Annotated in this window: 8 protein-coding genes; 6 read left to right on the top strand and 2 right to left on the bottom strand. The window is 72.1% G+C overall.

All coding sequences use genetic code 11. The features are described from left to right. The first annotated feature begins 854 nt into the window (after positions 1 to 854). From ACFQO7_RS36335 to ACFQO7_RS36325, 3 genes are all read left to right on the top strand, one after another. Positions 855 to 3050, top strand: a complete 2196-nt coding sequence (locus ACFQO7_RS36335) for a discoidin domain-containing protein (RefSeq protein ID WP_376810649.1) — start codon at positions 855 to 857, stop codon at positions 3048 to 3050. A gap of 88 nt (positions 3051 to 3138) precedes the next feature. Then, entirely contained in the window at positions 3139 to 4425 is a 1287-nt protein-coding gene (locus tag ACFQO7_RS36330) for a DUF1996 domain-containing protein (RefSeq protein ID WP_376810648.1), read from the top strand. A 176-nt stretch (positions 4426 to 4601) separates the two neighbouring features. Continuing rightward, the gene (locus ACFQO7_RS36325; protein WP_376810647.1) at positions 4602 to 5174 is read left to right on the top strand and encodes a DUF305 domain-containing protein; all 573 of its coding nucleotides are present in this window, start codon (positions 4602 to 4604) and stop codon (positions 5172 to 5174) included. Positions 5175 to 5347: 173 nt separating this feature from the next. On the opposite strand, the gene ACFQO7_RS36320 is transcribed toward ACFQO7_RS36325, so the two are convergent. Then, positions 5348 to 6400 (bottom strand): LacI family DNA-binding transcriptional regulator, encoded by a 1053-nt coding sequence (locus ACFQO7_RS36320; protein ID WP_376810646.1) that lies wholly within the window; start codon positions 6398 to 6400, stop codon positions 5348 to 5350. 221 nt (positions 6401 to 6621) lie between these two features. On the opposite strand from ACFQO7_RS36320, the gene ACFQO7_RS36315 reads away from it, so the two are divergent. Beyond that, entirely contained in the window at positions 6622 to 7137 is a 516-nt protein-coding gene (locus ACFQO7_RS36315; protein ID WP_376810645.1) for a DUF2199 domain-containing protein, read from the top strand. A gap of 95 nt (positions 7138 to 7232) precedes the next feature. Here the strand turns inward: ACFQO7_RS36315 and ACFQO7_RS36310 are convergent, their stop codons facing one another. Next, the gene (locus ACFQO7_RS36310; RefSeq protein WP_376810644.1) at positions 7233 to 7583 is read right to left on the bottom strand and encodes a GNAT family N-acetyltransferase; all 351 of its coding nucleotides are present in this window, start codon (positions 7581 to 7583) and stop codon (positions 7233 to 7235) included. Positions 7584 to 7596: 13 nt separating this feature from the next. Between ACFQO7_RS36310 and ACFQO7_RS36305 the strand changes: the two genes are divergently transcribed. Next, on the top strand, positions 7597 to 8211 hold the full coding sequence (locus ACFQO7_RS36305) for a TetR/AcrR family transcriptional regulator (RefSeq protein WP_376810643.1): 615 nt from the start codon (positions 7597 to 7599) through the stop codon (positions 8209 to 8211). A gap of 48 nt (positions 8212 to 8259) precedes the next feature. Next, entirely contained in the window at positions 8260 to 13155 is a 4896-nt protein-coding gene (locus tag ACFQO7_RS36300; protein WP_376810642.1) for a diguanylate cyclase domain-containing protein, read from the top strand. The last annotated feature ends 19 nt before the right edge of the window (positions 13156 to 13174 follow it).

The raw sequence follows: 13174 nt of genomic DNA, 5'->3' as shown, positions 1-13174 counted from the left end.
TCGCGATCGTCAGCTTGACCTTGCCACCCGGCTTCGCCGGATCGTCACTGCCACCACACGCGGCGGTGCCCAGCACCAGCGCGGCGGCGAGCAGCGGAGCGGCCACGGCCGCGAGACGGCGCCGTGGGCCGGCGCCGGATAGTGCTGAACGCATCGGAGCTCCTCCAGGACAGGTATTCGGGGCACGAGCACAAACAGATTCGCTGGTCACGCAATGTTGATCATCCAGAGAGCGCTCCCTGGTTTGGCCTCTGAATTTCGTCTCCCGCCGGGCGGCTGTCAAGATGCCGTTGCCGTCTCGTTACAAAGAGCCATCGCCGCTCCGATCCGGACAGCCCGCCCGGCCTGCGGCCGTGCGCCGCGACCCGGTTCGCTCGCATACGCCTTGAGCAGGCAGTCGTGAGCGCCAATCCGTTGCGGGCCATCGATCGTGCCGATTTCTGCGCGGCTTCGGCGACCGCGACACGGTCTCCCAGCTGCCCGTCCTGACGTCACCGCCGGATTTCGGGAACGTTAACGGCATTCGCCGCGGCGGCCCGTCCAGTGACCGCCATTGACATCCGGGCGGTCAAGGACGATTCTCTCAGAGAGCGCTCCCCCACATTGTTTGTCCGACTTGACGCCCATTCGGGCAGCAGGTCGTTGCACGCGGCGACCAGCCGCTCAACCCGGCGTCGCCATGCCGCAGGACCGGGCGTCAGCCCCGACGCACCGGTCCCGGCGGCAGGCGGCCGTCGCGTGCGTACCGGAAGCGCTGCCGCGGGTCACGGCGATCCGCGATCGGCGGGAGCGCCTCCGGGCCTTCCGCGAGGAGCACGGCCCTCGCGGTCTCGAGCCATCCCACAGGAGATGACATGAGATCCGTCCCGAACGCGGCAGCCCCGCCGCGCTCCAACCCCACTCGCAGGCGCTGGTACGCCGTACTCGCCACCGTCGGCGCGGTGCTCGCCTCGTCCTACCTGGCCGTGGTCGCCGGCTCGGCCAGCGCGGCCGATCCGCTGATCTCCCAGGGCAAGCCGGTCACCGCGTCGTCGGTCGAGAACGCTGTCTTCCCGGCCGCCGCGGCGGTCGACGGCGACAACGGCACGCGCTGGTCCAGCGCGTCGTCCGACCCGCAGTGGATCCAGGTGGACCTGGGCGCGACGGCCACCATCAGCCAGGTCGTCCTGCGCTGGGAGGCGGCCTACGCCACCGGGTTCCAGATCCAGGTCTCGGCCACCGGCACGGGCGGCTGGACCAACATCTACAGCACCACCACCGGCGCCGGCGGCGTGCAGACGCTGGCGGTCAGCGGCTCGGGCCGCTACGTCCGCATGAACGGCACCGCCCGCGCCACCATCCACGGCTACTCGCTCTGGGAGTTCCAGGTGTACGGCGTCATCGGCGGCGGTACGGGCTGCGGCACGGCCAACGCCGCGCTGGGCCGCCCGGCCAGCTCGTCGTCGCAGGAGGGCGCGTTCGCCGCGGCCAACGCCTTCGACGGCAGCACCGGCACCCGCTGGTCGAGCGCGTTCAGCGACCCGCAGTGGGTCCAGGTCGACCTGGGCAGCAGCCAGAACGTCTGCGGCGTGACCCTGAACTGGGAGGGCGCGTACGCGACGGCATTCCAGATCCAGGTCTCGAACGCGGCCACCGGCCCGTGGACGAACATCTACAGCACCACCACCGGCACCGGCGGCACGCAGACGCTGACCGTCAACGGCACCGGCCGCTACGTGCGGATGAACGGCACCGCGCGGGCCACCGTGTGGGGCTACTCGCTCTGGGAGTTCGCGGTGCGCACCGGCGGCACGCCGCCGAGCAACCCGCCGTCCTCGCCCCCGCCGGCGTCGCCGTCGGCGAGCCCGTCCACCTCGCCGTCGCCCAACCCGGGCGGGGAGGTGCTGCTGTCGTACAACAAGCCTGGTTTCGCCTCCTCCTCGCAGGACGACGGCGCGTGCTGGCAGTGCTTCCCGCTGCGGGCCTTCGACCTGGACCCGGCCTCGCGCTGGGCCACCCAGGCCTGGACCGACCCGGGCTGGATCTACGTCGACCTGGGCGCGACCGCGCAGATCAAGCGGGTCGTGCTGCAGTGGGACCCGGCGTACGCCACCTCCTACCAGCTGCAGACCTCGGCTGACGCGGTGAACTGGACGCCCATCTACACCACCACCACGAGCACCGGGTTCAAGCAGAACATCGTGGTCAACGGCACCGGCCGCTACGTGCGCATGTACGGCACGGCGCGGTCCAACGGCTACGGCTACTCGCTGTGGGAGTTCCAGGTGTACGGCACCGGCGGCGCCCCGACCACGCCTCCGGCGCAGCCCGCCAACCCGACCTTCCCGGCCACGAACCTCGTCTTCTCGGACGAGTTCAACGGCCCGGCCGGCAGCAAGCCGGACGCGGCCAAGTGGACCATCGACACCGGCACCGGCCAGAACAACGAGCTGCAGTACTACACCAACAACACCAACGCGAACATGAACGGCACCGGCGCGCTGGTGATGGAGGCCCGCCGCGAGGCGGTGGGCGGGATGCAGTACACCTCGCACCGCATGAACACGGGCAACAAGTTCCACTTCCAGTACGGCCGCGTCGAGGCCCGGGTGAAGGTGCCCAAGGGCAACGGCTTCTGGCCCGCGTTCTGGATGATGGGCGCCGACTTCCTGCCGCCCACCAGCCGCCCGTGGCCCTACAACGGCGAGATCGACATCATGGAGATCCTCGGCCGGGACACCACCCGTAGCTACACCACGCTGCACGCCCCCGCCTACAACGGTGGCGGCGGCTACGGCCAGGAGAAGGTCTGGGGCATCGACCTCTCGGCCGACTTCCACGTCTACGCCGCGCAGTGGGACAGCAACGGCATCCGGTTCTTCGTCGACAGCACGGAGGTGTTCTACGCGAGCAAGGCGACCGTCGAGGCGACCCGCGGCCCGTGGGTCTACGACCACCCGCACTACATGATCCTCAACCTCGCCGTGGGCGGTGACTGGCCCGGTCCGCCGGACGCCTCCACCCCGTTCCCGGCGCAGATGCTGGTCGACTACGTGCGCGTCTACAAGTAGGCGACCGCCGGCAGGGGGCCCCGCAGCCCCGCAGGGCCCCCTGCCCCGTACGGAAACCCGTCCGTCCCATTCCCGTAGGGAGCTCACCATGAATCGTCTCGCACCGATTCCTGGCCGCCGGCGGCTACGTGCCGCCGGGCTCATCGCCACCGTCACGGCCGTCCTCGCAACTTACCTGGTCGCCACCACCGGTGGCGCGGCCGCCGCCGAGATCTCGCTCTCCCAGGGCAAGCCGGTCACGGTCTCCTCGACCGAGAACGGCGGCACGCCCGGCTCGGCAGCGGTCGACGGCAACGCCGGCACGCGCTGGTCCAGCGCATTCTCCGACCCGCAATGGATCCGCATCGATCTCGGCAGCAGCCAGGCGGTCACCCGGATCTTCCTGGACTGGGAGGGCGCGTACGCGCGCAACTTCCAGCTGCAGAGCTCCGCCGACGGCAACACCTGGAGCACCTTCCACACCACGACCAACCACACCGGGGCAGACCAGTCCATCACCGTCAACGTGACCACCCGCTACGTCCGCCTGTACGCGACCGCGCGCGCCACCCAGTGGGGTGTCTCGCTGTGGGAGTTCCAGGTCTTCGGGCAGTCCAGCGGCGGCGGTGGCGGCGGCCCCATCGTCCGGGTGTCGGAGTTCCTGGCCGACTGCCCGTTCACGCACCGCCTGCCGGACGACCCGATCGTCTTCCCCGGCCTGCCCGGCGGGTCGCACATGCACGACTTCATGGGCAACACGTCCACCAACGCGTTCTCGACCTACACGAGCCTCGCCGCGGCCGGCACGAACTGCAACCCGATCGAGGACCTGTCCTCGTACTGGGTGCCCACCATGTACGTCGACAACGTGGCGGTCGCCCCGACCGGCACGACCTTCTACTACCTGGGTGAGGGCGTGCGCGACGACATCATCGCGCAGATCCAGTCCCTGCCCGTCGGCCTGCGCATCGTGGCCGGCAACGCCCAGGCCACCAGCGGCGACCAGAGCATCGCGCGCTGGTCCTGCCTGCACCACAACGAGATCCCACCGGGCAAGGACTTCGTCAACTGCCCGGCCGGCTCGATGCTGGAGTCGTACCTCGACTTCCCGCAGTGCTGGGACGGCGTCAACCTCGACTCCGCCAACCACAAGAGCCACATGGCGTACCCCGTCGCGAACGCCTGCCCCTCCTCGCACCCCGTCCCGGTCCCGAAACTCCGCCAGGTGCTCCGCTACCCCGTGACCGGCGATCCCGCCCGGATCCGCCTGTCCTCCGGCCGCGGATACACCATGCACGGCGACTTCTTCAACGCCTGGCCGGCCGCGGAGATGGACCGCCGCGTCCGCGACTGCATCCGCCCCATCATCAAGTGCGGCGCCAACGGTCGCCCCTGACCTGACCCCGCCTCCTTGACGACACCGGCCGGGACGGCCCCCCTCTCCCGCCCCGGCCGGTGCCACCCCCGCCCGTTCCGTGCGACGATCTTGCACGGACAGTGGGGACGACACACTCCGAACAGGCAGAACACCAACAGTTCGCGCAAGATCGCCGTAGGCAGCGGGAGGCCGCGATGAGGACACGGGTGTACGCGTGCGCGGTGGCGCTGCTGCTCGCGGGGTGCGGCGGCGCAGACCCGGCCGCCGTGCCGCCGACCGTGCCGGCAGTCAGCCCGCCGGCCGTCGCCGAGGCGGGGGCGATCAGCACCGACGTCGCCTGGACCCAGTTGATGATCGCACTCGATCAGCGCATGCTGGCGGCCCTGGAGCTGGCCCCGCAGCGCGCCGGGGACAAGGCGCTGACCGCGTTCGCGGCCGACGTGGCCCGTCGTCACGAGGCCGAGGTGGCCCGGCTGCGGGAGCTGTTGCAGGCGACCGGCACACCGGAGACCAATCCGCACGAGGGCCACGACATGCCCGGCATGATCACCAAGGAGAACCTGTCGCTGCTCGCCGGCAAGTCCGGCGCCGAGTTCGACACCATGCTCGCCGACAGCCTGCGCGCGCACTTCGAGCAGTGCCGCATGCTGGCCGGCTCCGAGCAGTCCGCCGGAGCCGACCCCGCCGTCAAGGCGCTCGCCGCGTCCGTCGAGACCACCCGCCAGACCGACCTCGACCGCCTGGCCACCCTGACCGGCCCTCGATAGCCCCTGGCCCCGGGCGACCCGGCCACCCGGACCCGTCCCGCACCGCCCCGACCCGCCAAGGTCATCAGACTTGCCAGGCACCTGTGCGCATCTTGAACCCGAATACGCACAGGTGCCTGGCAAGTCGAACGATCATGGGTGACCCGCGGGCCGGGAGCGGCGGGAGGCTGGGGTCAGGCGGATTCGCGCTTCACCAGGCGGGGGTGGAAGATCACCGAGCGGGGCTTGGGGTCCGCCTTGCCGATGCGGGCCAGCAGCAGCCGGGCCATCTCGGCCGCCATCTCCTCCAGGGGCTGGTGGATGGTGGTCAGCTGGGGGCGGCACTGCAGGGCGGCGATGCTGTTGTCGAAGCCGACCACGGCCACGTCCTCGGGCACGCGGCGGCCCAGGTCGCGCAGGGCCTGCAGGGCGCCCTCGGCCATCAGGTCGTTGGCCACGAACAGGCCGTCGATCTCCGGGTGCGTCGCGAACAGTTCGCGCGCGGCCTGCTCGCCGCTGGCGCGGGTGAAGTTGCCGGCCGCCGACGGCACGTACGCGTGCCCGTGCACCGCCAGCGCGGCCCGGAACCCGGCCAGCCGGTCCTGGCTCGACGGCATGTCCAGCGGGCCCGAGATGGTCGCCAGGTGGTGGCGGCCGATGGCGAGCAGGTGCTCGGCGGCGAGCTTCGCGCCGACCTGCTGCTCGACGTCGACGTAGCTCATCGGCAGCGGTTTGCCGGGCCGGGCCGAGAGCACGGCCGGGATGCCCAGGTCGCAGAGCTGCTGCGGGAGCGGGTCCTCGTCACTGCTGGAGATGAGCAGCACCCCGTCGACGTGGCCCTGGCGCAGGTAGCGCAGCACGTGGTGGTGGGCGGGCGACTCCGCGGGCATGATCACCAGGTGGATGCCCTCGGGCCGCAGCACCTCCAGCGCCCCGGCGGTGATCCGGCCCAGGAACGGGTCGGTGAATATCCGGTTCAGGAACGGCTCCGCCTGCTCGGTGCGGTCGTCCGGTTCGGACACCACCAGGGCGACCGAGTCGGTGCGCCTGGTGACCAGCGAGCGCGCGGCGAGGTTGGGCACGTAGCCGGTGGCGTCGATGGCGCGCTGAACCAGTTCACGCAATTCGGGGTCGACGGTGGACACGCCATTGATCACCCGCGAGACCGTGGAGCGCGAGACCCCCGCCCATTCGGCGACCTCTTCCAGCGTCGGGGACCGCTGGCCGTCAGGTCGGCTGATCGTCATGACGTCATTTATAGCAGGTATTCCAGGGAGCGCTCTCTCCAAGGTCGTTTGTAATTTCTGCCCAGGTCAACAGCGCAATCAATGGCATGCGCATTGGGCTGCACTGAACCGGTTGACCTTGATCGGCACATGGGCGTCGGCGACAACTTTTTCGAAACCCCGGGGAAGGAATGCGAGTGCCGTGGAGGGGGTGGCGCCGGTGGACCGCCTAGAGTCTGCGCATGCGGAACATGACGGGCCACACCTGCGGATCGTGCGGCCGACCGCACGAGGACCTGCCGCTGTCGTACCGCACCGCGGCACCCGCGCACTGGACCGACGACCTGGCCGACGACCCGAACAGCGAGCTCACCGCCGACCTGTGCGTCATCTCAGGCCGGCACTTCTTCGTCCAGGGCAACCTGGAGATCCCGATCGTCGGCGGCGACGAGGTGTTCACCTGGGGTGTCTGGGTGTCGCTGAGCCCGGACAGCTTCGCCCGCACCACCGACCTGTGGGACGAGCCGGGCCGCGAGTCCGAGCGGCCGTATTTCGGCTGGCTGTCGACCGAGCTGGCCGGATACCCCGTGAGCACGCTGAACCTCAAGACGAACGTGCACACCCGGCCCGTCGGCCGCAAGCCGTACGTCGAGGTCGAACCCACCGACCACCCGCTCGCCGTCGAGCAGCGCACCGGCATCACCATGGCCCGGGTCCAGCAGCTCGCCGAACTGCTGCTGCACGGCATCCGCTCCTGACACCCCAGCGGGCAGCGTGACGAAGAAGTCACTTTTCCGTGAAGTACACCCTCTACCTCAAGAAGCAGTGACCCTCGCCGGGGGCGTGGCCTGGTTCAGGCCACGCCCCCGGCCACCGGGACGGTCATCGTGAGCATCGGACCGTCGTACTCCCACACCGGCGCGCCGCCCAGGCCGCCGTCGCCGACCAGGCGGCGGACGGTACGCAGCGCGGCCCGGTTCCCGGCCAGCTCGTGCGCCCGCACGTGGGTGTACCCGGCGACGGCCGCCAGCACGCCGAGCCGCCGGGCCAGCACCGTGCCGATCCCCCGCCCCTGCCATCCGTCCGCCACGAGGACGGCGGCCTCGGCCACGGCGGGCGGCGCCACCTCCGCGCCCGGTGCGTCCGAGCAGGTCAGCAGGTGTCCGACCGCTACGGCCGCACCGTCGTCGGCCCCGCCGGACACGACGGCGAGCAGCGTGTGCCCGGCCTCCGGCCGGAAGATGGTGCGGGCGGCCGCGCTGCCGCTGGCCGAGCGCGGATACGCGGCGACGTCCTTTCAGGACGTGATCGCCCGGTCGGGTGCGCCCCGCGGCTCCATCTACCACCACTTCCCCGGCGGCAAGGAGCAGCTCGCGGCCGAGGCGCTGCGCTGGTACGCCGGACGCACACGCACCGGCATCGGCGGCGCGCCCGCCCTCGACGCCGTCGTCGGCTACTTCACCGCCACCGCGAACTGGCTGCGCAAGAACGAGTTCCAGGCGGGCTGCCCGGTGGCCGGGGTGGCCCTCGACGTCGGCCAGGACGACCCGCTGCACGCCGTGGTCGCCGCGGCGTTCGCGGACTGGCGAGGGGTGCTGGAGAGCGCCTTCGCCGCCGAAGGCTGCCCGCAGCCCACCGCGCGGGCGCTCGCGGCCCTGGTCATCGCGTCCGCCGAGGGGGCGCTGCTGCTGGCCCGCGCCGAGCGCGACCTGCGCCCTTATCAGGACGTCGCCGACCAGGTCCTGGCACATCTGCGGACGACCCTGCCCAGCGCGCGGCCGCACGATCGTGACAAAAGCACTATTCTGGTTCTCGAAGACAATTCGGGTTGAGCGGCTACTTCTCGGCGAGGCTGGGGCGTTTGACGGATTCCGGGGCGGATGATGGGCATCAGCGGCGAGCGTCCGACAGGGGGCCCGCCGGTCGACGTCGACCGGGTCGAGGTGCTGCTCGACAGCGACCGGACGCGGGCATACCGGAAACGCCTGCCCGGCGGCCGGTCGGTCGTCGTCAAGCAGCCGCTCGGGCCTGACGGGCCCAAACGGCTCAAGCACGAGGCGGCGATCCTGCGCCGCCTGCGCGGGGCGCACGGGGTCGTGCAACTGGCCTCGGCCCCGCCGGTGGACGGCGCGCTGGTGCTCCAGGACGCGGGCGGCACGACGATGGACCGCCGGCCGATGCCGCTCCCCCTGCCGGAGGTGCTCGGCATCGCCTCGGGCCTGGCCGACGCGCTGGCAGCGGTCCACCACAGACACGTGCTGCACCGCGACGTCTGCCCCAGCAAGATCGTACTGACCGCGGCCGGCGGCGTGCTGCTGATCGACTTCGAGCTGGCGTCCACCTTCGCCGAGATCAGGCCCGAGTTCGCGCACCACAACGAGATCGTCGGCACGCTGCCCTACCTCGCCCCGGAGCAGACCGGCCGCACCGGCCGCCCCGTCGATCAGCGCGCCGACCTCTACGCCCTCGGCGCGACGCTGTACGAGATGGTCACCGGCGAGCCGCCGTTCGGCACCGGCGACCCGCTCCGGCTCAGCCACGCCCACCTGGCGCGGGTGCCCGTGCCGCCGGCCGAGGTCGACCCGGAGGTGCCCGCCGCCCTGTCCGACGTGATCATGCACCTGCTGGAGAAGGAACCGGACAACCGCTACCAGACCGCCGAAGGGCTGGCCCACGACCTCGCCCAGCTGCGCGCCGCCCCGCCGGGCGAGCCGGTGACGCTGCGCATCGGCGCCGGCGACGTGCCGTTGCGGCTGCTGCCCCAGTCCCGCATCATCGGCCGCGACCCGGAGATCCGGGCGCTGGGCGCGGCGTTCGCCGACGCGATGACCGGGCTGAGCCACGGGCTGCTGGTCAGCGGACCGGCCGGGGTCGGCAAGACCTCGCTGGTCGACGAGCTGCGCCCGATCGCCTCGGGCAGCAGCGGCTGGTTCGTGTCCGGAAAGTACGACCAGCACCGGCGCGACCTCGAGTTCGACGGCACCCGGCAGGCGATGCGCGCGCTGGGCCGGCTGCTGCTGGCCGAGCCCGAGGAGGAGGTCGCCGACCTGCGGCAGCGGCTGCGCCAGGTGCTCGGCCGCAACGCGGGGCTGCTGGCCGCGGTGCAGCCCGAGCTCGGGCTGCTGATGGGCGTCGAGCCGGACGCCACCGTCGGCGACGCGCTCTACGCCCAGGCCAGGATGCAGCGCATCGGCGTCGACGTGCTGACCACGGTCGCCTCGCCGAAACGCCCCATCGTCATGTTCATCGACGACCTGCAGTGGGCCGCCCGCACCCCGCTGGGCTACCTCGACATGCTGGTCTCCGACGGCCCGCCGGACGGGCTGCTGCTGGTCCTGGCATACCGCGACGACGAGGTCGACGCCACCCACCCGCTCGCCGCGATGATCGCCCGCTGGCGGCAGCAGGGCGTCGAGCCGCAGCGGATCACGCTGGGCAACCTGCCCCCGGCGAGCACCGCCGAGCTCGTCGGCGAAATGCTGCAACTCGATCCGACCGACGCGGAGGAGCTGGCCGAACCCGTCGCGCAGCGCACCCGGGGCAACCCGTACGACACGGTCGAACTGATCAACTCGCTGCGCCGCGACGGCGTGCTGGTCCTCGGTGCCGACGGCTGGACCTGGGACGCCGGCAACCTGTCCCGCCATCTGCGCCAGGCCAACGTCGCCGACCCGTGGACGACCCGGCTGCGCGGGCTGCCGACCCGCACCCGGCTGCTGGTCGAGATCATGGCCTGCCTCGGCGGGCGGGCGGACCTGGACCTGCTGGCCGTCGCCGACGGGCACCCCTCGGCCGAGACCGAGGAGCTGCTGGCACCCGCCCTCGACGAGGGCCTGCTGGTGCTGGAACCCGCCGAGCCGGCCGACGCGGTCCGGTTCCGCCACGACCGCGTGCACCAGGCGATCCTCGACTCTCTCACCCCGTCGACGAAGAGCGCCCTGCATCTGGGCCTGGCCCGGCGGCTGGCCCCGCACCCCGAGTACGCCGAGGTCGCCGCGCACCAGTACTACGCCGTCGCCGAGCATGTGCACGACCCCGCCGAGCGCCGCCAGGTGTCCGCCCTGCTCGCCTACGGCGCCTGCCAGGCGATGGTGGTGACCAACCACAGCATGACCGAGCGCTACCTGGCGGTCGCCGTCGACTTCGCCGACCCGGCCGACGTGCACAACCTGATCATGCTGCAGACCCACCGGCACGCCTCGCTCTACAGCCTGGGCCGCCTCGACGAAGCCGACGCCGTGTACGCGGCCATCGAGCGGCTGTGCGACCGCCCCGCCCAGCACGCCGACGCCACGTTGGTGCAGGTGTGCGGCCTGACCAACCAGGGCCGGGCCGCCGAGGCCGTCGCGCTGGGCCTGCAGATGCTGGGCCACCTGGGTATCGCCGCGCCGCCGCCCGACCACGTCGCGGCCGAGATCGACGACGGGCTCGACCTGCTGCACCGGTGGCTCGACGGCGATCTCGGCGACGACCTGCGCCGCCCCGAGGCGACCGACCCGGATCTGCTGGCCACCGCCGCGCTGATCAACCACATGATGGCCCCGGCCTTCTTCAGCGACCAGGACACCATGGCCTGGCTCACCCTGCAGGCGCTGCGGTTGTGGGTGCGGCACGGCCCGCTGGCGAACCTGGTCGGGCCGCTGGCCCACCTCACCTTCGTCACCGTCGGCCGCTGCGGCGACTACCGCACCGGGCACCGGGCGCTGCTGCGCGTGATCGCCGTCGGCGAGGCCCGCGGCTACGAACCCGACACCTCGCAGGCCCGCTTTCTGTACGCGCTGAGCACCGGCCACTGGTACGAGTCGCTGGAGGACACCGTGCAGCAGGCGCAGCTGGCCCGCGAAGGCCTGCTGCACGGCGGCGATCTGCAGAAGGCCTGCCACACCTACTACGTCACCGTGTACGAGCTGCTCGACTGCGCCCCGACCCTGGACGGCTACCTCACCGAGGTCGACGCCGGACTGGCGTTCGCCACCCGCACCGGCAACGACCAGTCCACCGACGTGTACCTGCCGTACCGGCAGCTGGCCGGCATGCTGCGCGGCGAACCCGCCGAGGCGGACGACAGCGCGGACCCGCTGCCCGCGGCGCTCGCGGGCAATCCCGTGGCCGTGTCGAACGTGCACGTCACCAGGGCGCTGGCCGCCGCGCTGCTCGACGACCCGCCCGCCCTGCACCGCCACATCGAGGCCGCGACCGCGCTGCTGCCGGTGAACCCGTCGGTCTACCCCGTCGCCCAGGCCCGCCTGCTGCGCGGCCTCGACCTCGCCGAACAGGTCCGGGCCGGCCCGCCGGAGGAACGCGCCACCCGGCTGTCCGAGCTCGACGAGACGGTGGCCTGGTTCGCCGCCCGCGCCGCGGACGCCCCGGTCAACTTCTCCCACACCCTGCTGCTGCTGGAAGCCGAACGCGCCTGGGCCCGCGGCGACTTCCAGACCGCCGCGCAGTCCTACGACGCCGCCCAGCACGAGGTCGCCGGCCGGGGACGGCCGTGGCACCGGGCGCTGGCCCTGGAGCGGGCCGCCCGGTTCTACCTCGCCCACGACATGCAGGTCGCGGGGACCAGCATCCTCAACTCGGCCCGCCACGCCTACCGCACCTGGGGCGCCGACGCGAAGGTCGCCCAGCTCGACCGCACCCACCCGCCCGAACCGTGGCTGGTGGGACTGCGGCCGCCGACGGACGGGCAGCCGCCGGACACCAGCTCGCCGGCCCCGCTGCTGTCGAGCACCATCGACCTGCTCGCCATCCTCGCCGCCTCCCAGGCGCTGAGCTCGCAGACCACCTTCGAGGGCGTACGCGCCCGAGTCGTCGACGTGCTCAGCGAGATGACCGGCGCGACCGCCGTACACCTGCTGCTCTGGGACGACAACCGGCAGCGCTGGTCCCTGCCCGCGACGCCGGCCCACGGCGGCGCCCCCGCCGTGCCCGCCTCGGTGATCCGCTATGTCGAGCGCACCCGCGAACCGCTGGTCGTCGGCGACGCCACCCGCGACGACCGCTTCTCCCGCGACCCCTACTTCGCCGAGTTGGACTGCTGCTCGCTGCTCGTCGTGCCGATCGCCAGCCGGGGCGAACGGCAGGCGCTGCTGGTGCTGGAGAACCACCTCATCCGGGAGGCGTTCTCCGCCGAGCGGCTGGACGCGGTCCGGCTGATCGCGGGGCAGCTCGCGGTGTCGCTGGACAACGCCTCGGTGTACGCGTCGCTGGAGCGCAAGGTGGCCCAGCGCACCGAGGAGCTGACCGCGGCCAACCAGCGGCTGGAGCTGCTCAGCACCACCGACGCGCTCACCGCGCTGGCCAACCGCCGGCGGCTGGAGGACATCCTGCACACCGAGTGGCAGACCGCCCTGCACGGCGGCCGGCAGCTGGCGCTGGCGATGGTCGACATCGACCACTTCAAGCTCTACAACGACCACTACGGCCACCCCGCCGGGGACGAGTGCCTGCAGCGCGTCGCCGCCGAGCTGACCCGCAACCTGCGCCCCACAGACCTGGTCGCCCGGTACGGCGGCGAAGAGTTCGCCGTGGTCATGCCTGGTCTGGACACCGAGGCGGCCCGCCGCACCGCCGAGCGGCTGCGCATCGCGATCTCCGACCTGGCCGAGCCGCACGTGCTCGCCCGCGAGGGCATCGTCACGGTCAGCATCGGCGTCGCCGCGATGACGCCGCGCCCCGACCGCGACCCCGACGACCTGGTCGGCCTCGCCGACGTCGAGCTGTACCGCGCCAAGCGCAACGGCCGCAACCAGGTCCGCGCCGCCGCCCCCGGCTGACCGCCCCGGCGTGACGGTC

It is taken from the genome of Catellatospora aurea, from assembly GCF_042663325.1.
GTDB lineage: Bacteria > Actinomycetota > Actinomycetes > Mycobacteriales > Micromonosporaceae > Catellatospora > Catellatospora aurea.
This window is presented reverse-complemented; position numbering and strand designations above follow the sequence as displayed.

Coding starts and splice junctions, on each gene's coding strand:
- ACFQO7_RS36335 (WP_376810649.1), top strand. CDS start 855: ATGAGATCCGTCCCGAACGCGGCAGCCCCGCCGCGCTCCAACCCCACT.
- ACFQO7_RS36330 (WP_376810648.1), top strand. CDS start 3,139: ATGAATCGTCTCGCACCGATTCCTGGCCGCCGGCGGCTACGTGCCGCC.
- ACFQO7_RS36325 (WP_376810647.1), top strand. CDS start 4,602: ATGAGGACACGGGTGTACGCGTGCGCGGTGGCGCTGCTGCTCGCGGGG.
- ACFQO7_RS36320 (WP_376810646.1), bottom strand. CDS start 6,400: ATGACGATCAGCCGACCTGACGGCCAGCGGTCCCCGACGCTGGAAGAG.
- ACFQO7_RS36315 (WP_376810645.1), top strand. CDS start 6,622: ATGCGGAACATGACGGGCCACACCTGCGGATCGTGCGGCCGACCGCAC.
- ACFQO7_RS36300 (WP_376810642.1), top strand. CDS start 8,260: ATGATGGGCATCAGCGGCGAGCGTCCGACAGGGGGCCCGCCGGTCGAC.